We start from the raw sequence: 20,311 nt of genomic DNA on the forward strand, positions 1-20,311 counted from the left end.
TCAGACCCTCCCTAATATTCATACCGCGCGGCAAGCTCGGGCTGATGCTCCGTGAGCCACGCCCGCAGGGGAACGGTCTCGTCGGTGACCTCCATGCGGCCGGCGCCACTGTCGATTATGTCAAGCAGTTGTCGTCGGATCGGGTCTGTCGTGTCACGCGCTGCGTGCCCTTGCGGCAGCACGTTGTCCGAGTGCAACCAGCGGTAGGCAAAGGCGAAGAACAAGACCTTGCGCGTTAGCTTCGAGTAGTTCGGGCTCCCGCTATGCCACACGCGCGCATCGAAGATCAATGCGTCACCGGCACGCAGGAGAACCGGCTCCGACCCTGGAACGAGACCGCCGGCTCCGGGCTGGACGCCGACGCTTCGGCGCCGGTGACTCCCCGGCACCACCCAGAAGTTGCCCATGTCCGGCTTGGTGACATCGGTGAGGAAGTAGCCGACTTTCAACGACAGCCGCGCCGGCACCTCGATCTCGGGCATGTCGAGGGTCCTGCGACCGTTGTCTTGGTGCCAGCCCCCCGGTCCTCGCGGTCCATCGCGCGGCTCCGGCGGCGTGAGCATGAGATGGGTGTTGAGCAGGAAGATGTTCCAGCCCAAGATTCCCCACACTTTCGGGAAGGTCGTCGGGTGGTCGATGAGGTCCACGAACGCCGGATCAAGCCCCACCGCGTTCAGGTGCTGCACCCGGTTGGTGACGCCGGCATAGGTCGCTGGGGCGACGAGCCGACCGTCTCGATGGAGACGGTCGATCACTTCGACGAGTTGGGCGGTGTGATCCCGCGTGAGCGCGCCCTCGACGCGCAGAAATCCGTCGCGTTCGAAGGCGTCGTGCTCCGCCGCGGTCAGCGCGTGTCTCAGGCAGTCGGCGTCCACGGTCGGGCCTCCTGGCAACGCGCCGGTCGCGCGAAGCTAGCACAGGGATCGGGCGCCGCTAGGCCGAGTCCCCCCGCGCCCGTTCCCACTCCTCGCGCAGGACGCCGTAGTAGACAAAGTCCACGTGTCCGTCTCGCGCCTTGTGACGGCCCCGCAGCAATCCCTCGCGCGTCATGCCCAGCTTCTCCATGACGCGCCACGATTGCCGGTTCCTCACATCCGACTCCGCGAAGACCTTGTGCAGGGCATATCGCTCGAAGCCCCAGTCGATGAGGGCCCGCCCGGCCTCCGGCACGATTCCGCGGCCCCACATGTGACGTGCCAGCGCGTAGCCGAGCTCGGCCGTATCGTGTCGCACGTTGATATGCAGCCCGATGCTGCCGACAACGCGCCGCTCCCAGACGATCGCGAACATTGCCTCGTTCGCCCAATCATCAAGAATCCGCCGCGCGATGTATTCCTCGGCATCGTCACGCGTGTAGGGCTGGGGCAGGTCGAGGAAGCGCGCAAGCTCGGGATCCGACGCGTAGGCCAGCACGTCGTCGACGTCACCGACTTCGAACGGCCGCAGAAGCAGTCTCTCGGTGGTCAACTCGACGCGGTCGTTTGGGTCGCGGCTCATTGGTGTATTGCCGGCGCTCTGCTCAACGGACTACCGATGGGCCGTACTATCAAGGCGTTCATCATCCCGCACGCATTGCGAGTCTGACGATAGCGCGCGTCAACGAGTACATCCGCTACGAGCCGAACGATCCGTGTCCCCCGCTCCTCGCGACGAGCGTCGCCCTTCAGGGGGTCGTGCTCACCCTCGCAAACACGGTGCTGTTTGTGACCATCACCGCCCGGGCCGCCGGCCAGGGCGACGCCTACCTGTCCTGGGCCGTGTTTGCCGCGCTGATCATCGCCGGAGCGACGACCGCTCTGCAGGCGGCTCGGGTCGGGCGGCTCGGAGCGGGGCACGTGTTGATGAGTGGCGCCGGACCCCACTTCGTCGCCCTGGCGATCCTGGTCCTGGCGCTGCCGGACGCCGGACTCCCGACGCTCGCCAGCCTCATTGTGGTCGCGTCGCTGGTGCAGTTCGCGCTGGCGGCCTGGCTCCCGCTGCTGCGGCGCATCATCACGCCAGTCGTCGCGGGCACGGCGCTCATGCTGATCGCCGTCATGGTTATGTCAATCGCGATTGGGAGGATCGGCGAGCCGATCGAAGGCGTGCCGCCGTCCGCGGGTCCCGCCGTGGCCGTCGTGACCTTGGCGGTGGCCGTGATGCTGGCCATGCGAGCCGCTGGAGTCTGGCGCCTGTGGGCCCCGCTCATCGGCATTGTCTCGGGTTGCGCGGTCGCCGTCCCGTTCGGCCTCTACGACCCACAGCCGGTCCTCGACGCGCCCTGGTTCGACCTGCCGGATATTGCCGCCTGGCTGGGCCTGGACCTGACACCGGGCGTGGAGTTCTGGACGTTCCTGCCGGCGTTTCTGATCGTGAGTCTGGTATCCGCCGTCAAGGCCAGCGGCGACGGCGTGGTCATTCAGCAGGTATCGCGGCGCGAGCCTCCCGCCACCGACTTTCGCCTGGTCCAAGGCGTGCTCAACACCAACGGGCTCGGCGCGTTGCTGTCGGGACTTGCCGGCACGCTGCCCACGATCATCTATTCGCCGTCCACCGTCTCGCTCATCACGTTCACCGGGGTCGCGGCGCGCCGCGTCGGGTTTGCCATGGGAGGCGTCCTCGCCGCGTTGGCGTTCTTGCCCAAGGTGGCAGCCGTGCTGCTCACCATTCCCAGCCCCGTCATGGGGGCCTTCCTGCTGATGATCATGGGGCTGCTTTTTGTGGAAGGCATGCGGACGGTCGTGCAGGACGGACTCGATCACCGAAAGGCCCTGGTGGTCGGCATTTCCCTCGCCCTCGGCGTCGGCCTGGAGAGTCGAAACGTCCTCGCGGACCTTCTGGGCGAGACCTGGGTCGCGTCACTTAGTAACGGAATGACGGTCGGCGTTGTGGCCGCCGTGCTGATGACGCTGTTCCTCGAAGCCTCCAGCCGGCGACACAGCCGACTGGAGGTCCCTCTGAGCACCGCGTCGCTGCCCACCATAGACACCTTCCTGCTCGATCTCGCGTCGAAGATCGGCTGGAACACCGCGTCGACTGAGCGCCTGCGCGCCGCGGGCGAGGAGACGCTGTCGAGTCTGCTGCAGGCTGACTCCGACTACGGGGCCGATCGGGTGCCGCGATTGATCGTCGTGGCTCGCCCCGGCGAGGCGATGGAGTTGGAGTTCCTGGCGGTCTTCGACGAGGAAAACCTCCAGGACCGGCTGGCCTACTTGAGCGAGCAGCCCCAGGTTCCCGAGGCAGCCGAGATATCCTTCCGCCTTTTGCGGCACTATGCATCCTCGGTGCACCATCGGAAGTATCACGGCGTCGACGTGGTGACGGTGCACGTGGATGGCTCGCGTTAGCTGGATGACGTGGTTGCATTGAACGTGGTGGAAACGTCCCCCACCGCCAGACGAAAGGACAGGCCCTGATGGCCGGATACGTGATCGTGAATGACGAGATTACGGACGACGCTGCCTTTGCCGAGTTTCGCCAGAAGGTCGGGGCGACCGTGGCGGCTCACGGCGGCAGATATCTCGTGCGCGGCGGCGCCACGGAGGTCATCGACGGTGACTGGGCTCCCGACCGCCTCGTCGTCATCGAGTTCGACAGCGTGGACCAGGCGAAGGCGTGGCTGAACTCGGCCGAGTTTCTGGCGATCAAGGACCTTCGCGTCAGCTCCGCCAGCGCCAGCGTGGTGGTCGCCGAGGGCGTCTGACGTAGGCAGGGTCTGAATTGGTCGGAAGGCTCGACCCCAATCCGTTCGGTAATCCTTCGACAATCTCAGGGCGAACGGATTGGGATCCATGCATGCCAAGGCCGTGTACGTGTCCAGAGGTTTCCTAGCCTTTATCGCTTGTCGAACACCGGGCCGGCGATGCTCAGTCGATCGACAGCCCGGCGAACTTCGCCGCGTTGACGCCGTGGACGAGCCGCTTCTCCTCGTCCGACAGGAAGTCGGCGTGCGTGGTGACCATGGTGAGGTTCTGCTTGTAGGTGCAGCGGCCCTCGGTCCACGGCCAATCCGTGCCCCACATGACGCGCTCGACGCCCGCGCCCCGAACCAGACCCTCGAGCAGCGCAAGGCCATTGGCGTAGGGGTATTCCCACTCCGGGCCTTGTAGACCACCGTTCTTCCACGCGATCTCGTCGCCGAAGAAGATCGTGATGGCGGCGATGTCGGTGTAGAGGTGCTCGTGCCGGTTCAGCAGCGCCACGAATGGCTCCAACGACGGAAACGGCGGACGGCAGTTGGCCAGCCACTGGTCGCCCCAGGTGAAGCAACCCCAATGCGTCAGCAGGAATTTGACCGTGGGGAAGTCGCGCGCCACGGGATCGAAGAGGCCGAGAAACTCCTTGTAGTCCGACACGCAGGCGCGCAGCCGCGGATCGTTCCAGCGCTCCCAGGCCATGATGATCGGCACGTCGCGCTCGGCGCACAGCTCGTAGACCTTGCACAGGCCGGGATCGGACGGCCAGTGGCCGGTATAGGCGGGAAAGATTTTGAGCCCCACGGCCCCCGCGTCGAGGTCCTCCCGGATCCGGTCGAGGTATCCAGGCCGGTCGGGGTTGATGTGGTCGGTGAACCAGATGAAGCGGTCATGGTCGGCGGCGGCGAGGGCGTCGGTAAAGTATTCCTTGGTGATTTGGTTGATGGACGGATCGTTCCAGGTGTCGCCAAGGTCCGGCCAGATGTCCTCCGCCGTGTAGCTGATGAGGAAGCACTTGTCCACGCCGGCGTAGTTCATCTCGTCCAGCAGCAGCTCGGCCGACATTTCGTGCCAGGTGTAGTGCATCCGGATGCTGCGCTCGACGCCGTGCGCCTTTTCGAAGATGTGGACCTGGGTGTCGATGATCACTCGTGCCTCGTTTCCCGGGCATGCGCGCGGCGGCGCCGCCCCTCGCGGCTATGTGCGCAGGGTACTCAGATCGGCGGGGATTGGCCCTCATGACGGCGACGCTTGCACGAGGAGGTAGGGGCGGTTCGCGAACCGCCCGTCAGCCGCGCATCCAGTCTCCCCAGTTTCGACTGGACTGGATTCCGGCCTCCGCCGGAATGACGGAGGGGCTGTGCCCGGTGGCCCAGGCTGCGCGCCGCCTGGGCCCCGCGATTGCGAGTGGTCCGGTCCCCTCTCCCCACGGCGGGAGAGGGATAGGGTGAGGGGAGCGGACGGCCCCACGCTGCGTGCAGCGTGGGCCACCGAAGACATTCTCGATTCGTCACTCCGAGCCGTAGGCGAGGAATCTAACGGGCTGGATATCAGGCGCTGCGCTCGTCGCCTGCGCACGGTCCGCGCCAAGCCGGCGCTACCCTGCTCCCTAGACAGGCGCCACGTCGGCGCCTGAGAGTCTTGTCTGCCGAGCTGCCGCCGTGCCCGACCACCGCATCGTTCTCACCTACGACCCCGACGTGACGCTAGTGGACCGCGTTCGCGCCGCGCTGCCGCACCGGTCGCTCGAGATCGTGCGGGAGCTTTCCCCGGAAGCGCTGCCCCAGGCGATGCCCGGCACGACGATCCTCTTTGGCAACTACCTCTCCCCGACGGCGCTGCGAGCGGCGCGCGACCTGCGCTGGATTCAGACCGTGGGCGCGGGAGTAGACGTGCTGCTGTCGGTCGATCTCACGTCGACGGACGTCGTCGTCACCAACACCAGCGGGGCGTTCGGCGTCCAGATCGCCGAGCACGCGCTATCGCTGATGTTCGCCTTGGCCCGCCGCCTGCCCGGCGCGCTGCACTCACAGGCGGCGCGGCGCTACGAACCCGAGCCCCGCGACGACCTTTTCGAGCTGACCGGCAAGACGCTCGGCATCGTGGGGTTCGGCGACGTGGGTCAGGCGTTGGCGCGCCGCGCGCGCGGCATTGGCATGCGCGTGATCGCGCTGCGTCGCTCGCCGGGCAGTTCGCCCGCGACGCACCCGCCGCTGGCGGACCCGGCGCTCGACCCGCTGGCCGACTCGGACCGCGGCGATGCGTCGGCGCTCGTGTACGAGGTGTTGGGACCCGACCGGCTGGACGAGCTGCTGCGCGAGTCCGACGTGGTGGTCAACGCCGCGCCCCTGACGGACGCAACCGTGGGCATGTTCGGCCGGGAGCAGTTCGCTCGCATGCGCTCCACCGCCTGCTTCATCAACCTGGGACGCGGCGAAACGGTGGACCAGGACGCGCTGATCGACGCGCTGCGCGACGGCGTCATCGCCGGGGCGGGCCTGGACGTCACCACGCCCGAGCCACTGCCGCCGAATTCGCCTCTCTGGGCGCTGCCCAACGTCATCCTCACCGCGCACTACGCCGGTTGGTCGGACACCATGCTCGACCGCATCTACGCGATCTTCGCGGACAACCTCCGCCGTTTCGACCGCGGCGAGCCGCTACGGAACCGGGTAGACCTGCGGGCGGGGTATTGATCAGTCCTCGTCCGCCGTCAGGTCCTTATGCGAAATCGGCGGCGATCCGGGAACGCAGCTCCAAGGTTCGCGTTGATCCTCGCTGCCGTCCGCTCGGGTGATTTGCCAGCCGGCGCTCATGGGCTCGATGTCGCTGCAATGCTGGATCTTGGCCGTCCGGATGCACTTGCCGTCGAGGACGTAGCTGGTGGCGGATGCGACCTTGTGCATGGTTCCGTCGGCCGAGATGCGGTCCATGGCGAACATGCCCATCTGGATGTGAGTGTCCAGCTCGTCGTCGAACGGTCGCCCGTAGACCGCCTCCGCCTCGGCGACGTCGTACTGCAAGACCTGTTCGACGGTGTGTCCCTCTACCACGACGTGAATCCAGCGCACGTTGACGCCCCGGATCTGGCCGGTTTGTTCGGTGACCCTTGCGGTCATGACAACTGGCCTTTCCGGCAGCCCGCCGGTCTTGGCCGCGAACGCCCGGCATCGGAGTGAATCGAGCAACCGGCCACTAGGGCAGTCTCAGCGAGTCTTGTATTTCATCGCTCGCCATCTCGAACAGCCGCGCCAGGGCGTTGGCCAGGTGCATCTGACGGGGCGTGCGGCAGCGCACGGCCAGCAGGCCCGGACTGGCCACGACCACTGCGAGGCACTTGGCCCGGCTGGTGGCGACGTTGAGGCGGTTGAGGCTGTAGAGAAACTCCATGCCGCGCGGGGCCTCCTCCGCTGAGCTCGTCGCCATCGAGTAAATGGCGATCGGCGCTTCCTGGCCCTGGAACTTATCGACCGTGCCGATGCGCAACGTGCGGAGCTCGGGGCGGGACTCGAGCGCGCGGATCTGCCGGTTGTAGGGCGTGATGATGAGCACGTCTTCTTCAGTCAGCGTGTGAGTCGCTCCCTCGGCATCGGTCCAGGCGGGGCGCGACCGGAGCAACCGGTCGACGCTTTCGGCAATGGCCGCCGCCTCTTCCTCCGAGTCGCTGACGCGGCGCTCATGCTCCACCTCCACGAAGCGCAGCCCCGTGCCGCGGAACGGCGGCGAACCGGCCAGGTCCAGGTTCTCGCGACCGTCGTGCGAGCGCAGGCTGTCCTCGTAGAAGACCTCCGAGGTGAAGTCGCAGATGCTGGGATGCAGGCGCCAGGTGCCGTCGAGAAACAGCCCGAATTGCTCGGGCATGACCCGGGCGCCATCGAGTACGTGGGCCAGCACCGACCGCTCCGCGCCCGGTGGGTGCACGCCCTGCAGCGGCTGATCCAGCTGCTGTGGATCGCCCAGCAGCACCAGGCTGTCGGCGCAACGCGCCGAGGCCAAGGCGTCGGCCAGCGACATTTGTCCGGCCTCATCGATGCAGAGCACGTCGACCAGGCCCTCGGCTTCCGCGCGCGCCCAGAGCCAGGAGGTCCCGCCGACAACGTCAAGCGATCCCGTGGCGAGCGCTCTGCACGCGGCCCCGGTGTTCGCGAGGGGCTGCGCATCGGCGAATTCAGGCTCGGATGACCGAAATCGGGTCCGCTGGCCGATCCTGACAGGGACGCCGCGCTCGGCCGCCACCCGCGCCGTTTTCTCCAGCAACTCGCCGATGACCTTGTGGCTGTTGGCCGTCACGCCCACGCGTTTCCCGGCTGCCACCAGGTCCACGATCATCTCGGCGCCAACCGTGCTCTTGCCGGATCCTGGCGGCCCCTGGATCGCCAGGTAGCTCTCGTCCAGCGTCAGGACCAGCCGCCGGGCCGCGTCCTGGGCGTCTTCGCCGTCACCCGCCAGCGGCGCTCCCTCAGCCTGTCCAAGCCGTGGTGGACGCCGTAGCAACAAGTCGCGCGCCGCCCGATAAGGCGCGGGAGCGTCGATGCCGAGATCGATCACCCAGGCTGCCAGATTCCACAAGCTCGGCGGTTTTGGCCCTGGATCGACATATTCGTAGGGGATCAGCGATGTCATTACGGGCGTCGCGCGGCTCGACGCCACCCTTAGTTCAATCACGCGGGCATGATCGTCCACGGCGACCACTTCCCCGACCGGCACCCCGTGCTGATCGTGCGGACGGTCGCCGACCTCAAACTTGTGGTCCTGCGGCGGGAAGCGAAAGCGGTAGATCGTAGACCGCGACCGCGGCCGGGGATCGGCCCGGCTGCCCGCGTAGCTGAGCTGGCCCAGCGCATCGGACTCGTCCACGCGTTCTTCGTCGGTGACTACGTCCCGCAGGTGGAAATAGCGCCACCAGAACGCCTTGTCCTCGCGCCGGTGCCAGTCGAGCAGTTGCGCCAGCAGCCACCGCCCGCGTTGGGCCGGATCTTCGAGCGTCCTGCCGTCCGTCAGGTCCACGGGCAAGTCCGCAGTGAGCTCGGCCACGAGTTCCTGCACCGCCTGTTGCACGTCCGAGTCCTCGGTCTCCTCCACCGGCATGTCCATGGGACGCGGCGGGGCCTCGGCGCCAACCTCGTTCACCAGCGCGGCGCGCTGCCCTTCCAGCCACTCGCGCAGGTGGTAGGTGGACAGGCAGTCGTCACGGTTATAGGCCCTGATCTGCTCCAGCAGCCCGTCCCGATCAGTCTCTTCGCCGGGCTCGAGCCAGTGCTCGAACTCCACGATGCTTTCGCCCGCGTCGCGCAGGTCGACTTCCCGTTTGAACCCGTAGAGCGGCTCCAGACGCTTGATGGAGTAGCTCTCGACGGACGCCCGGATGCCCTGCCGCACCACGCGATAGAGGTCGACGAACACCTTCCCCCGCAGGAGCTGGTCCACGTGCGCCTCGCGGGTGGCGTAGCGCCCCGCCAGCCGCTTCATGGCGCCGGTTTCATAGGGTGCGTAGTGATAGACGTGCATGCCGGGGTGATCGGCCCATCGGTCCATGATGAGGTCAACGCAATCCTCGAACGCCTGCCGTTCGGCCGCCGGCGTCACCGTGCCGTCCGCAATCGACCAGAACGCGTGGAACGTTGGATCGCCCGCGGCGTCGGGCCATCCCGGCTCGATGACGCCGAAGAGGTAGTCGACACCGTCGATCTCCTCGGAGCCGAAGAAGGGATCGCCCTCCAGGTCCAGGAACAGGTCCCCCGGCGACGGCTCCGGCAGCGCCCAGAGACCGCGGTCCGGCACCAGCGTGCCGTCGCGGTCGCGTTCGGGCGGGATGCGTTCGGAGATGACGCGCCCGTCGCCGCGAACTTGAATGGCCGCCTGGGCCTGCGCCCGTTCCAGCGACTCCGGGCTAACGCCGTCCAGCCGGTCCGGCAGCGGCGGCGAGGGGTTGGCCAGCCCGCGTCGAGTGGTGACGTCGATGGCGTGAAGCGCGCGCCGCTGGCGGGAGGTCAGGTTGGCCACCAGCGCCAGGTCGTCCTCCTGACGCCATTGGTCACGGCATGTCTGGCTCCAGCGGCAGAAGTCGCAATGACCGACAGGCTCGGGCTTCGAGACGACCGGAACCGCCGGTTCAAGCTCGTCCAGCATCGCTTCGAACTCGCGGGCGACCAGGCGGCCGTAGGCCGCGAAGTCGGCCACCCGCAGGCTTTCTGTTCGCCGCGCAACGCCGCCCAGCGCCAGGTGCATCCGCTCCGGCTGCCGCCCCTGCATCGCGCCCAGCAGGTTGGAGTACATACCGATCTGGAGCACGGCCGGAGCCGTTGGATGGCGCGCCAGCTTCGTGTCCCAGACTTCGTAGCTCCACGACCCGAGGTCGCTCGGCGTTTCCACGCGCCGCAAGAAGTCGGCATACCCCAGTCGCCGGTCGCCGAGCAGCACGGCCTGGTAGATCACGTCGACGCCGTCACGCATCGCTCGCAGCGTGGCGTTGTGCTGAGGTCCAACGGCCGCGGAACCCGAAACGGTATCGGGCGGTCGGATTTCCTCGATCCTGAGACTCTGGGCCCGCAGCCCTTCGAGGAAACGCTCCTCGTACTCGCGGCCCCGCCGGGCCATGCGGTCGAGCACCGGGTCGTCCTGAAACGGGCGTTTGAGATGGCGCAGCGCCGCCGCCCGCTCTAGGTTCGCCAGGTGCCGGCACTCCAGAAACGCCACCAGATCGGTGGCCGAGTAGACCAGGCGGTCGTCAATCAGTTGCATCGCGGATTCACCAGCCCGTCCCGTGGCCGCCGGCTGGGCGACGGCCACACGTGCGATCAGCGCGAGCGCCCCGTCAACATACTTCGCCAGACGCAAGCGGCGAAACCCTCATCTCAACCGGTGAAGAGGGCGCGCGTGGGGCTTTGCACAGTGGCTGAACACGCATTGGGCTCGAGCGGCCGGTGGCGCTTGCAGCGTAGTCGGTCCGTCATCGATAGTTCTCGGGCCTAGCTGATCGTGAAGGCCCATTCATGCCAGCCATGCTCGCGTGGCTCGATCATTCCGAGGCTGAACAGCGAAGAGCCCGCGAGATCATCAAGTTTTTCATGCAGCCCGAGAGTCGCGACGAGCTGGGCATCGGCGGGATTCGCGATGCGCTTAGCAACACGCTGTTTCCCGGGACCTCGATGCTGCTCACGCGCGCCCGATACCTCCTATTCATTCCCTGGCTGTATCGCGAGGGCGCGCGTCGCGGACACAGCGGCACGAAGCTCACCCAGTGGGTCGAGTGGAATGAACGTCAGCTCATCGGCGCGCTGCGCAACGGCGGCGATCACGAGGGCTTGATCGGTCGCTACTTTGGCCCAGCTGTCCGAGACCTCCCCTCCGGCATCTATTGGAACACCCTGCGACGCTTCGGGATATTGCGCCGCGAAGTGACGCCGGGCCAGGTCGTGGGCCTGCCGCAGCACACACGCCTAGCGGACGACGCCACCGAGTTTCTCGGGCACTCCAACGCCCTCTGGGCGCCCACGCTGCCCCAGCCTCCGGCTCGATTCTTCAACTTCGAGCGATGCGACTTCGCCCTCACCCGCGACGAGGCGACCTGGCTCGCCGAGCAGATCGTCAATGCCGTGCCCGAGACCCTGCTCGAATTCCTGGTCGCCCGTCGGAGCCGCATTTCGGACAGCAGCAGGTACGCCTGGGAGGATCCGGACGCTGATGCGGTGAGCGGTCGCGTCCGCGACGCACTTGACGAAGCGCGCCGCTTCGCCCTGTCCATGCACGGGGCCGCGCTGCTCTACAACGTGCTCCTCGCCGAGCGCGCCGAGAATCTCGGGCTCTCCAAGTTCGATGGTCGTCGGGAGGAGTTTGTCGCCGAGCTTGACGCGTGGCGTGCCGAGCACGACGACAGCGACATCGGCGACTGGGATCTGAACGGGCTGTGGGCGCTGGTTGCAGCGAGAGGCAATCCCGCCGCGGCGCTCACGCGGTCATTCGTGTCCGACTGGGTTGGCCTGGCGCGCGGCACGCGCGGCGCGGGGCTCGCGGACGATGGCAACGCGCGGGCGTTGATTTGGAAACGGGAACAGCAGCACAAGCGCGGTCAGGCGCGGCTCAGCAATGACCGGCTCATGCGCCAGTGGGGCGGCGCCTCTGGGTCCTGGCGTCTGACCTTCCGCTGGCGAGTCGTGGCGCGACTCCTCAATGACATGGCCGACGGGCGGGAGAGAAGTGGTGCTGGCGCCTGATAGCCGCGAACTCTTGCTCGACGCCCTGCGACCGCCCCCGCGGCACTCCCTGGATCACGCGGTCGCGACAACGTTCACTCTCGATCTCGAAGTTGCCCTCATGGTCCCGCTCGCGTTCGCGGGCTTTCAATTCGACGAGCAGTCGGATCCCGTCGAGATCATGCAGGCGCTGCGCGCGATGAGCGGCCGCATGGACATCTTCTGCCAGGCTGGCGCCATCCACGCCGGGAAGTGGCCGTCCGACCTGGTGGCTCTGCTCGAGAGCAGCATCCACGCGGCGGCGCCCCCTCGGCGAGGCCACATCTTTCATCCGAAGACCTGGGTGCTCCGATTCCGCGGTCCGACCCAGGAGCTGTCGTACCGGCTCCTGGTGCTCTCCCGCAACCTCACGACGAGTCGCAATTGGGACACCATCCTCCGGCTTGACGGGCAGCCGCGGCAGCGAACCAGCGCCAACAGCGAATCCCTTGCGCGGTTCGTTCGCGCGCTGCCCGAGCTGGCCATCTTGCCGATTTTGCCGGACCGACGCGAGTTGCTCGATGCTTTCGCCGACGAATTGGTGCGGGTTGAATGGGAGTTGCCGTCGGGCGTGCGCGAGGCCCACTTCCACCCCATCGGACTTCGGAACGCGCCCCCGTTTCCGGTTGAGGAGCACTTCAGCGGCTATCGAAGACTCGCGATCTCGCCGTTCCTCGGCGCCGGTGCGCTACGGCGGATCTTGCGGCCCAGGGCCGGACAGACGTCCATTCTCGTCTCGTGCGGCGAGGAGCTCAATGCCCTCCCCTCGGATGCGCTCGAACACGTGGATGTCTACGAGATCGATCCGACGGCGAGTCTTTCCGGGGATGATGTCGAGGACGACGGGTTCCAGACCTTGTCGACCAACCTGCACGCCAAGCTCTTCGTGGTGGAGCGCGCCCGGCTGGCGCATCTCTTCGTCGGCTCCGCCAATGCGACCCACGCCGGCCTCAGCGACAACGTCGAGTTCCTCTGTGAACTCGTCGGATCGGTTGCGAAGTTCGGGGTCAATGCGATTGTGGGTGACGACGCGCCGTTTCGCGCCATGCTGATGCCCTACGTGGCCTCCGCCGCGGCGGAAGGCGACGAAGCCGGCGAGGCCGAACGGGGGCTCACGGATCTGCTGTTTGGCATCGCATCCCGCGTTGGCTTTCGCACCACCGTCACGAAAGAGGACGACGGATGGGTTGCCCGGATTACCGCCAATGGCTTGCTGCCGCCGATACCCGAGGACTCCAGGCTCACCATCGCTCCCCACAACCGCGACGACGAGGCTTTTCCAATCGCTCCCGCCGAGCCGGTTGACGTCGAACTGCCGCCCCGCGAGCTCGCGGATATCACCGCGTTTCTTCGGCTCACGGCTAGCCGGACGGTCGAGGGCAAGCCGCTGCAATGCTCGGCCGTGGTCTGTTCGCGGCTCCACGGTGCGCCGGACGAGCGCTTCCAGACCATCCTGGCCCGGCAGATCGACACGCCGGAGAAGTTCATGCGGCTACTCGCCCTGCTCATCGGCTTCGCTGCGGACGGTGGCGTTCCCATCGCCGCGACGGGCGATGGACAGGGGAGTTGGTCGGCCGGCGCCGCACAGGGCGTCCTGGAATTGCTCGCGCGCGCCCTGTCCGAGAGGCCCGATTCCATCGATCACCTGGAGGAGATTGTCGAGCACCTCCGCCGATCACAATCCGTCCCGTCCGTCTTGCCTCGAGGCTGGGACGACGTCTGGCTGCCGGCCCTGAAGGCGCGGCGCGCGATGCGCGCAGCGGACCCATGACGCTCAAGGCCCGTAGTGGCCCGGCCGGTACGCTGAGCGACTTCCAGCGGGCCACCGCCGAGCATGCGTTCCGGCGGCTCTATCTCGATCAGGACTCGTCGCGACGATTTCTCGTGGCCGACGAGACGGGGCTGGGCAAGACGCATGTCGCGCGGGAAGTCATCGCCCTGACCCTCGATCACCTTCAGCAGGTCGACGGCGTGCGTCGCATCGACATCGTCTACGTGTGCTCCAACGCAGACATCGCCGCTCAGAACATCCGCAAGCTCAACGTGACCGCGTCCGACTCGGAGACCACGACCTTCGCCACGCGGCTGAGTCTGCTGATCACGCAGCCGGACGTGCTGAAACCGACGACGGGCGGCGAAGGAAAACCGACCACGTTCGTGGCCTTCACACCGGCCACGTCGTTTCAGTTTGGCTGGCAGATGGGAACGGCCGCGGAGCGCGCCGTGCTCTATGTGCTCCTTCGCAGCCACCTGGGTTTGCGGCGGGCGCGGGCTACGGCGGCGCAGCGGATCTTCCAAGGATTCGTGGCCAGCCGGCGTCGATTCGTCAAGTCGTACGTCGCGTACGCCCGGGCCAAGCGCTTCGAATCCAGCATCCGCCGGGCGTTCCTGGAGGAGTTCGACCGGAGCTGCGAGCGGGAGTCGCTCCTCGCGCTGGTCGATGAAGTCGTGGGACGGCGGGCGCTGACCGCTGACCAGCACAAGGCCGCTCGCTGGATCGTCGGCAGCTTGCGCCGGATGCTCGCGCGAGCCGCGGTGCATGCGCTGGAGCCGGATCTCGTGATCCTGGACGAGTTTCAGCGCTTTCGGGACCTGCTCGACGTGAAAACCGGCAGCGAAGCGGCCGAATTGGCCAATGACTTGTTCACCCAATCCGACGCGCGTGTGCTGTTGCTCTCGGCAACGCCGTATAAGCCATTCACCTATGCCGAGGAGACTGCGGAGGGCGGCGGGCACTACGAAGATTTTCTGAAGACACTCCAATTCCTCGCTGCCTGGGACGGGCCGGTGGATCACCTTCGCGCCGATCTCGACGCGCTGCGCCAAGCGGCGCTCTCAGGCGAGCCGACGGCGGTGATCCGCGATCGCGTGCAAGTCCAGCTCCGGAGGTGGATCGCTCGCACCGAGCGGCCCACGGGCGCCCGCCAGATCACCACGTTGGCGCCGACTCGGGGTCGGTTCGGAGTCCAGGCGGACGATTTCTTGGGCTACGTCACGTTGCGGCGGATCGCCGACGCGGTGAAAGCGCCGCTGAGCGTCGAGTACTGGAAGTCGGCCCCCTACTTTCTCAACTTCCTGACCGGCTATCGCGTCGGAGAGCACGTCCGCGACGCGATGAAAGTTCCGGATCAACGGGCCGGATTGCTGCCGGTGCTTCGCGGCGCGCAGCGGATCGCACGACCCAGCGTTCAGCGCTTCCAGCCGGTCGAGTGGGCAAATGCTCGAATGCGAGCGCTAGCCGAGGAGACGCTCAGTCCAGGCTGGTGGCAGTTGCTCTGGATGCCGCCCTCCCTGCCCTATCACCGACTCGGCGGTCCGTACGCGTCGATCGATTCGACCGCGATCACCAAGAAGCTCATTTTCTCGAGCTGGGTCGCCGCTCCTTCGGCCATCGCCTCCCTCCTGAGCTACGAGGTCCAGCGGCGGATCTTCACGAGGGCCAGGGGATCCGAGATCGAGAACACGCCCGCGGCCCGAGCGGCGATTTCGAGACGGCTCGACTATCGGATGTATGAGGGCCGGCCCGCCTCGATGTCGGCGCTGGCGTTGTTCTGGCCGCAACCGGCGTTGGCGTCCCGCACCGACCCGCTGGACGCTGCGCGTGACCACGCCGAGACGCCGAGCGTGGAGCGTCTCCTCGAGTGGGCCCAGGAGCGCGTGCAACCCGTCGTCGGTCCGGCCGGCCACACGGCTTCCACGGCGAGCGCTGTCTGGCATTGGTTCGCGCCGACTCACGCCGATCGTGACGGCTCGCTTGCCTCCGCGCTCCTCGGCGCCCACCAGAGCACCTTGACTGAGGCACTGGCGGGGGACACTCCGGAGCACCGCGCGCTGGACGCGCATGTGGAGCAAGCACTCACTGCCCTTGACGGCGAGAATCCGGAGTCGGAACGACCAGCCGACCTGCTCACGACCAGCGCGCTTCTCGGTTTAGGAGCACCGGGGAACATCGCATGGCGTGCGCTCAACCGGTTGAAGCGGCCGGACGACAGCGTGACCGAGTTGGGGCAATGGCGCGCAGCGGCAATCCTCGCGTCCGGGCTGCGGAGCGTGTTCGCCCGGCCCGTTTCGATATTGCTGCTCGACAGCCTGTACGCGGGCTCCGGCAGCATGCGCGACGACGACGGCATCTATTGGCGCCGGGTGGCTCGCTATTGCATCGACGGGGGTCTCCAAGCGGTCCTCGATGAGTACATCCACCACCTCGCGGGGGAAGCCGGCGTCGCCGCGACCACGGACGAGGGGCTGATCGCGCTCGCCGCAACGGCTCGGCGCGCAATCGCCGTTCGAGAGTCGGTCTACCGCGCGACCGACATCGACAACTTCGACGGCGAGGGCATTGCGTTCCCGAGCCGGTGTGCGATGCGGTTTGGCAGCGCCCGACAGAGTCAAGATGAAGCGAGGCTCCCCGAGGTAAGGGCGGCGTTCAACTCGCCGTTCTGGCCATTTGTTCTCGCGACGACCTCCGTCGGCCAGGAGGGAATCGATTTCCATTGGTGGTGTCATTCGGTCGTCCACTGGGACCTGCCTGGAAACCCCGTCGATTTCGAGCAGCGTGAGGGTCGGGTGGACCGCTACAAAGGACATGCCATCCGCAAGAATGTCGCGGCCGCACACCGATCGGCAGCGCTGGCTCCCGGAGTCAGGGACCCCTGGACCGCAGTCTTCGAAACTGCCTCTGCGGAGAGCGACCACGATCTCGGCGGCCTGTCCCCTTGCTGGATATTTCCAGGAAATGCCCAACTCCACCGACGAATCATGGCCCTTGGCCTAAGTCGCGACGAGGATCGATGGGCACGGCTGCAGGAGTCGCTGGCGCTCTATCGCCTGGCGTTCGGTCAGCCGAGGCAAGAAGACATGCTGGCCGCCCTGGAGCGTCGCGGCATCGACGGGAATCCAGACCGGATGGCGGACCTCAGGATCGACCTGCGTCCGCCGGCTCCGCGCGCAACACATTAGAGCCAATTGGCAACCGCACTGCAGCGGTCGTCCATCGAGCCGCTGGGAGTGTTGACGCTGGCTCCGCGACGAGTCCTTCAATCGGGAGTCTCGGGAGATGATGTCGGTGGCCTCCAACGTCGAGTCTCAGGCGAGGTCAATCACGATGCGGCAGTGGTCGCTTGGGCCCCAATCGTCGGGGCTGTTGAGGGCGCGGGCGGAGACGCGGTCGGCGATGTTTTCGGTGGCGAAGACGTAGTCGAGCTGTCCCCACGCCTCCGCGGGTGACTTGCCGATTGGTTTGAAGGTCACCACATCGCCGCGGTAGCCGCGCCGTCCTTCGGGCATGAGGTGGCGAAAGCCCAGGGCTCGCATCCGGTCGAATGCCGTCTGAAAGTGAAGCGCTTCGCGTTCATTCCAAATCTCCGTCGGATGGCCGCTCCAACCTCGGAAAATTGACAGGTCGCCGGCGGCAATGACGCGGCTGCGACGGCCGACCAAACGCGCCAAGTCCGAGATCAGGCGATGCACCGAGCCGATCGCCTCCCGGCGGCTCGGCGAGTCTGACTCACGTGTGAAATTGTCACCGCCGGCAGCCATTGAAACGACGATGACCGACTCGTCACCGTCGGCCGGGGTCACCACGGCGGCGCCGAGCGTGCCCCACTCGCTGGTGTAGAAGTCGTGGCTGTAGGGACCGCCGATTTGCCGGGTCGCGATGAAGCTGGCGGTGACTCGGTCGGAGAGCCGCGCGACCACTGATGGAAACCCGAGCCAGGCGTCTTGGCGCTCGGGCCAGAGCCTGTAGTCGATGTCGATGCAGGTGCGGAGGTGTTCGGGAACGCGCGAGGCTTCCTGCAAGAGCGCGATGTCGACATCGTCCATTTCGACCAGCGCATCCCACGGCTTGCGCATGTGGGCCATGTTCCAGCAGACAATCTTCATTGGAGGCGTCCGCCAGTCAGTTCAACTCTCCGTTCGGCCCGCATGTTGGATGTCCCACGCCTGCGGCGACCGAATCTGGCCCGCCATTTCCAGGGTACCGAGGGCGGAGGTCAAAGTCGTGCCGCCCGGACATCTGCCTGACCGCACGATCTGACCGCTCGATCTGATGCATCTCCGGTCTAACCGCGACCCGCACTCGCCGCCGTGACGACTGCATGAAACCTCTCGCAACGCTCGGGCTAGGTGCTTGGAATGAGCTGTCCCGTTACGCGTATATCGTAGAAGTAGATATTCTGGACCTCGCTGGAGCCGGTACATCCCAGACTTAGGGATACATCGTCATCATACGGAAGACCTGCTTCGAGATGCACCACCTCTCCATTGATGTACAGTGCAACGGATCCTCTGTCGTAGACAAATCTCACGTGGAATCTGTCTTCTCTTTCTAGAATCGGATGTACTTCACGTCTTATTGACTGCCACTCGGCATCGTAGCCAAATCCATAACGTGTCCACCTGAGATTTGCATATATACCAGTTCGCAAACTAGTATATTCTGTAAAGCTTATTACATCATGCGGCTCATATGGCCGCGCGGAAGTATTGCCGAGTTCTATGAGAAATCCAGACAATGCGGCAGGATTCTTCCATATTGTCGCCGTGAGCTCGATTGGCCCACCCTCGACCCAAAACGCCATCGCACCGCCAGCTCGCCCTGAAGCGACTATGTCCCTCGGACAGGCCGCACCCTCACGCTCGATCAGGGTGATTCGGTCGAACAGCGGCCGCGCCGGGCGCGAAGCCGCCGCGCCACTGGCAATGTCATCCAGCCAGGCGTCCACCAGCGCCTGAGCCGCTTCGGCGGTGAGAGCGGAGTCGGCCTGCGAACGTTCAGGCGATGTGCTGCCGGCAATGCCCACCACGCGTCCGGTTGTGGTGGCGACCGGGCTGCCACTCTTGCCGGCGTTGATCGTCGGAGTGAAGGTCAGCTGCTGGCCGGCCTGCACGGTCAATGCCCATATCGACGTCGCCGTCGGCTCCGCTTGACATTCGACACCTCGGCCCGTCTCGGGTTTCGTGGCGTCAAATCCGGTGGCCACGAGCTCAGTCCCATGCGCCAGGCCCGCTGACTCGCCCAACTGCACCGGAATATGACCGTCGCCGTCAACCTTGATCAGCGCAAGGTCGTGCCCCTGGTGGCCAGCGACGATCTGGGCATTGGCCGTGTAGCCGCGCGGGCTTGCGACCGACATCGTGGCCGCGTCCACCGCAAGGCGCCACGGGATCAGGGCATAACCGCTCTCGGTCACGAAGAATCCCGTCCCGCACGCTTGGTCGGTCCTGACGCGCAGCAGGGCTAGTTCCAGGAACTTCGCCACGTCTTCGGCGGTGTCGCCGTGAGGTCCACGGCGGCTTTCCAGCCCGAGGTCAAGTTGGTCGCCGACCGCCAGCGGCGCTTCCGGGCCAAAGGCCAGGTATTGCTGCCAGGCGCGGCGCGGATAGCGGCTGTCGCGCAAGGTATCGCCCAGCAATCGCAGCTTGACCGGCGACGCGGCCGATTCGGGGTGATATTCGAGCACGGCGGCCTGGAAGTACTGGCGAATGCGGCTGTCGGGCGGGCGGCCGGGGATGTGCAGGTCGGCCTCCGGATGATCGTCCGCGCGCGCATCGGTCTTGGGAAAGCCGAACGAGGCCACGCCGCCCAGCCGGTGGAAGAAGTCGGCAAAGCCGATGTCCTCGCCTTCCACCGACTGGTTCGAGACCTTGTGGCCCCAGGGGCCGAGCAGCTCACCGGGGTTCGGGTTGGTCAGGTGCAGCTCGACGCCCTGGTCGATGGAGCCGCCGAGACCGCCGCCCAGATAGTCCCAGGCGAGCCGTCGCTGGAAGGTGGGCGCGCCACCGGCCGGCGGCGGCTGCCAGTCAACGACGCCGCGCTGGTAGTACTGGGTGAGGGTGCCCGGTCGCTCTTCCACGATGGCGGAGGTTGGGTAGCCCCAGCGTTCGATGCCGCCGGTCTGGGTGTAGTTCGCCAGGAAGTCGGCGCGAAATGCCGTGCCGTCTGCGAATGTGCCGGCCACGTCCACCACGTTGTGTTGCAGCGGCTCGAAGAATTGGACGCCCGAAACTTCCGCGGTCGTGAAGCCAGACTCGGCGCCGCGGCTGGGCGACGGCCCGCCAACTGCCCACAGCGTCAGCGCGAGCAGCGGCGCCGTGATGAGAACTCGCTTCCACGACATTGGTGCGAGCGTCCTCAAGTCGCGGCCAGTGAATTGAGCGATCACGCCGTTCGCAGACTCCCTCGGGCCGTGATCCCGTCGCTTCCAGGACGCCTGGAGCGCACCGCCGCAACCCTCCGCCTCCGTGTCATTGCAACCCAAACTATCAAGCCGCGACGGCGACCAAACTTATCAAGCGGCTCCGGTACCTGCCTACCGGTGCGCATGTGCCCCTGACGCTCGGCGAGGAGGGCGAATTCTAGCGGGATACGGCGAGCGCCGGCGCGCACGACGGCGCAAGAGCCCT

Annotated in this window: 13 protein-coding genes; 6 read left to right on the top strand and 7 right to left on the bottom strand. The window is 66.5% G+C overall.

Annotated elements, in window-relative coordinates; translation table 11 throughout:
* Nucleotides 1-11 precede the first annotated feature (11 nt).
* Together OXG33_12970 and OXG33_12975 are read right to left on the bottom strand one after the other, a co-directional pair.
* Entirely contained in the window at nt 12-875 is an 864-nt protein-coding gene (locus OXG33_12970) for a phytanoyl-CoA dioxygenase family protein (protein ID MCY4114829.1), read from the bottom strand.
* Nucleotides 876-933: 58 nt separating this feature from the next.
* Nucleotides 934-1,497, bottom strand: coding sequence for a GNAT family N-acetyltransferase (locus OXG33_12975; protein MCY4114830.1), 564 nt, complete (start codon nt 1,495-1,497; stop codon nt 934-936).
* A 2-nt stretch (nt 1,498-1,499) separates the two neighbouring features.
* Here OXG33_12975 and OXG33_12980 point away from each other — a divergent pair, with 2 nt between their 5' ends.
* A complete protein-coding gene (locus OXG33_12980; GenBank protein MCY4114831.1) occupies nt 1,500-3,326 on the top strand; it encodes a hypothetical protein in 1,827 nt (608 codons plus the stop codon).
* 68 nt (nt 3,327-3,394) lie between these two features.
* Nucleotides 3,395-3,682 (top strand): DUF1330 domain-containing protein, encoded by a 288-nt coding sequence (locus OXG33_12985; protein MCY4114832.1) that lies wholly within the window; start codon nt 3,395-3,397, stop codon nt 3,680-3,682.
* A 163-nt stretch (nt 3,683-3,845) separates the two neighbouring features.
* Here OXG33_12985 and OXG33_12990 read toward each other — a convergent pair whose 3' ends face one another.
* Entirely contained in the window at nt 3,846-4,823 is a 978-nt protein-coding gene (locus OXG33_12990) for an amidohydrolase family protein (protein MCY4114833.1), read from the bottom strand.
* Nucleotides 4,824-5,335: 512 nt separating this feature from the next.
* Here OXG33_12990 and OXG33_12995 point away from each other — a divergent pair.
* Nucleotides 5,336-6,370, top strand: a complete 1,035-nt coding sequence (locus tag OXG33_12995; protein MCY4114834.1) for a D-2-hydroxyacid dehydrogenase — start codon at nt 5,336-5,338, stop codon at nt 6,368-6,370.
* Here OXG33_12995 and OXG33_13000 read toward each other — a convergent pair whose 3' ends face one another.
* Together OXG33_13000 and OXG33_13005 are read right to left on the bottom strand one after the other, a co-directional pair.
* Nucleotides 6,371-6,793 (bottom strand): hypothetical protein, encoded by a 423-nt coding sequence (locus tag OXG33_13000; GenBank protein MCY4114835.1) that lies wholly within the window; start codon nt 6,791-6,793, stop codon nt 6,371-6,373.
* Nucleotides 6,794-6,869: 76 nt separating this feature from the next.
* Nucleotides 6,870-10,511, bottom strand: a complete 3,642-nt coding sequence (locus tag OXG33_13005; protein MCY4114836.1) for a TM0106 family RecB-like putative nuclease — start codon at nt 10,509-10,511, stop codon at nt 6,870-6,872.
* 155 nt (nt 10,512-10,666) lie between these two features.
* Here OXG33_13005 and OXG33_13010 point away from each other — a divergent pair, with 155 nt between their 5' ends.
* From OXG33_13010 to OXG33_13020, 3 genes are read left to right on the top strand one after another with little or no spacing between them, the layout of a single operon-like run.
* A complete protein-coding gene (locus OXG33_13010; GenBank protein MCY4114837.1) occupies nt 10,667-11,887 on the top strand; it encodes a DUF6361 family protein in 1,221 nt (406 codons plus the stop codon).
* Nucleotides 11,874-13,676, top strand: coding sequence for a hypothetical protein (locus OXG33_13015; GenBank protein ID MCY4114838.1), 1,803 nt, complete (start codon nt 11,874-11,876; stop codon nt 13,674-13,676). Before OXG33_13010 ends, OXG33_13015 begins: the two co-directional genes overlap by 14 nt.
* Nucleotides 13,673-16,864 carry a helicase-related protein gene (locus OXG33_13020; GenBank protein ID MCY4114839.1) on the top strand — a complete coding sequence of 1,064 codons (3,192 nt, stop codon included), beginning with the start codon at nt 13,673-13,675 and terminating at the stop codon, nt 16,862-16,864. The genes OXG33_13015 and OXG33_13020 overlap by 4 nt, the downstream gene beginning before the upstream one ends.
* Before the next feature lie 126 nt (nt 16,865-16,990).
* Here the strand turns inward: OXG33_13020 and OXG33_13025 are convergent, their stop codons facing one another.
* Both OXG33_13025 and OXG33_13030 read right to left on the bottom strand, forming a co-directional pair.
* Entirely contained in the window at nt 16,991-17,788 is a 798-nt protein-coding gene (locus tag OXG33_13025) for a hypothetical protein (GenBank protein MCY4114840.1), read from the bottom strand.
* Between the two features lie 239 nt (nt 17,789-18,027).
* The gene (locus OXG33_13030; GenBank protein MCY4114841.1) at nt 18,028-19,866 is read right to left on the bottom strand and encodes a serine protease; all 1,839 of its coding nucleotides are present in this window, start codon (nt 19,864-19,866) and stop codon (nt 18,028-18,030) included.
* Nucleotides 19,867-20,311: the final 445 nt, after the last annotated feature.

This window comes from Chloroflexota bacterium (genome assembly GCA_026708035.1).
Lineage (GTDB): Bacteria > Chloroflexota > UBA11872 > UBA11872 > UBA11872 > JAJECS01.

Bases quoted from the DNA above. Each gene is read 5' to 3' on its own strand.
- OXG33_12985 (MCY4114832.1), top strand. From the start codon at position 3,395: ATGGCCGGATACGTGATCGTGAATGACGAGATTACGGACGACGCTGCC.
- OXG33_12975 (MCY4114830.1), bottom strand. From the start codon at position 1,497: ATGAGCCGCGACCCAAACGACCGCGTCGAGTTGACCACCGAGAGACTG.
- OXG33_13010 (MCY4114837.1), top strand. From the start codon at position 10,667: ATGCCAGCCATGCTCGCGTGGCTCGATCATTCCGAGGCTGAACAGCGA.
- OXG33_13000 (MCY4114835.1), bottom strand. From the start codon at position 6,793: ATGACCGCAAGGGTCACCGAACAAACCGGCCAGATCCGGGGCGTCAAC.
- OXG33_13020 (MCY4114839.1), top strand. From the start codon at position 13,673: ATGACGCTCAAGGCCCGTAGTGGCCCGGCCGGTACGCTGAGCGACTTC.
- OXG33_13025 (MCY4114840.1), bottom strand. From the start codon at position 17,788: ATGAAGATTGTCTGCTGGAACATGGCCCACATGCGCAAGCCGTGGGAT.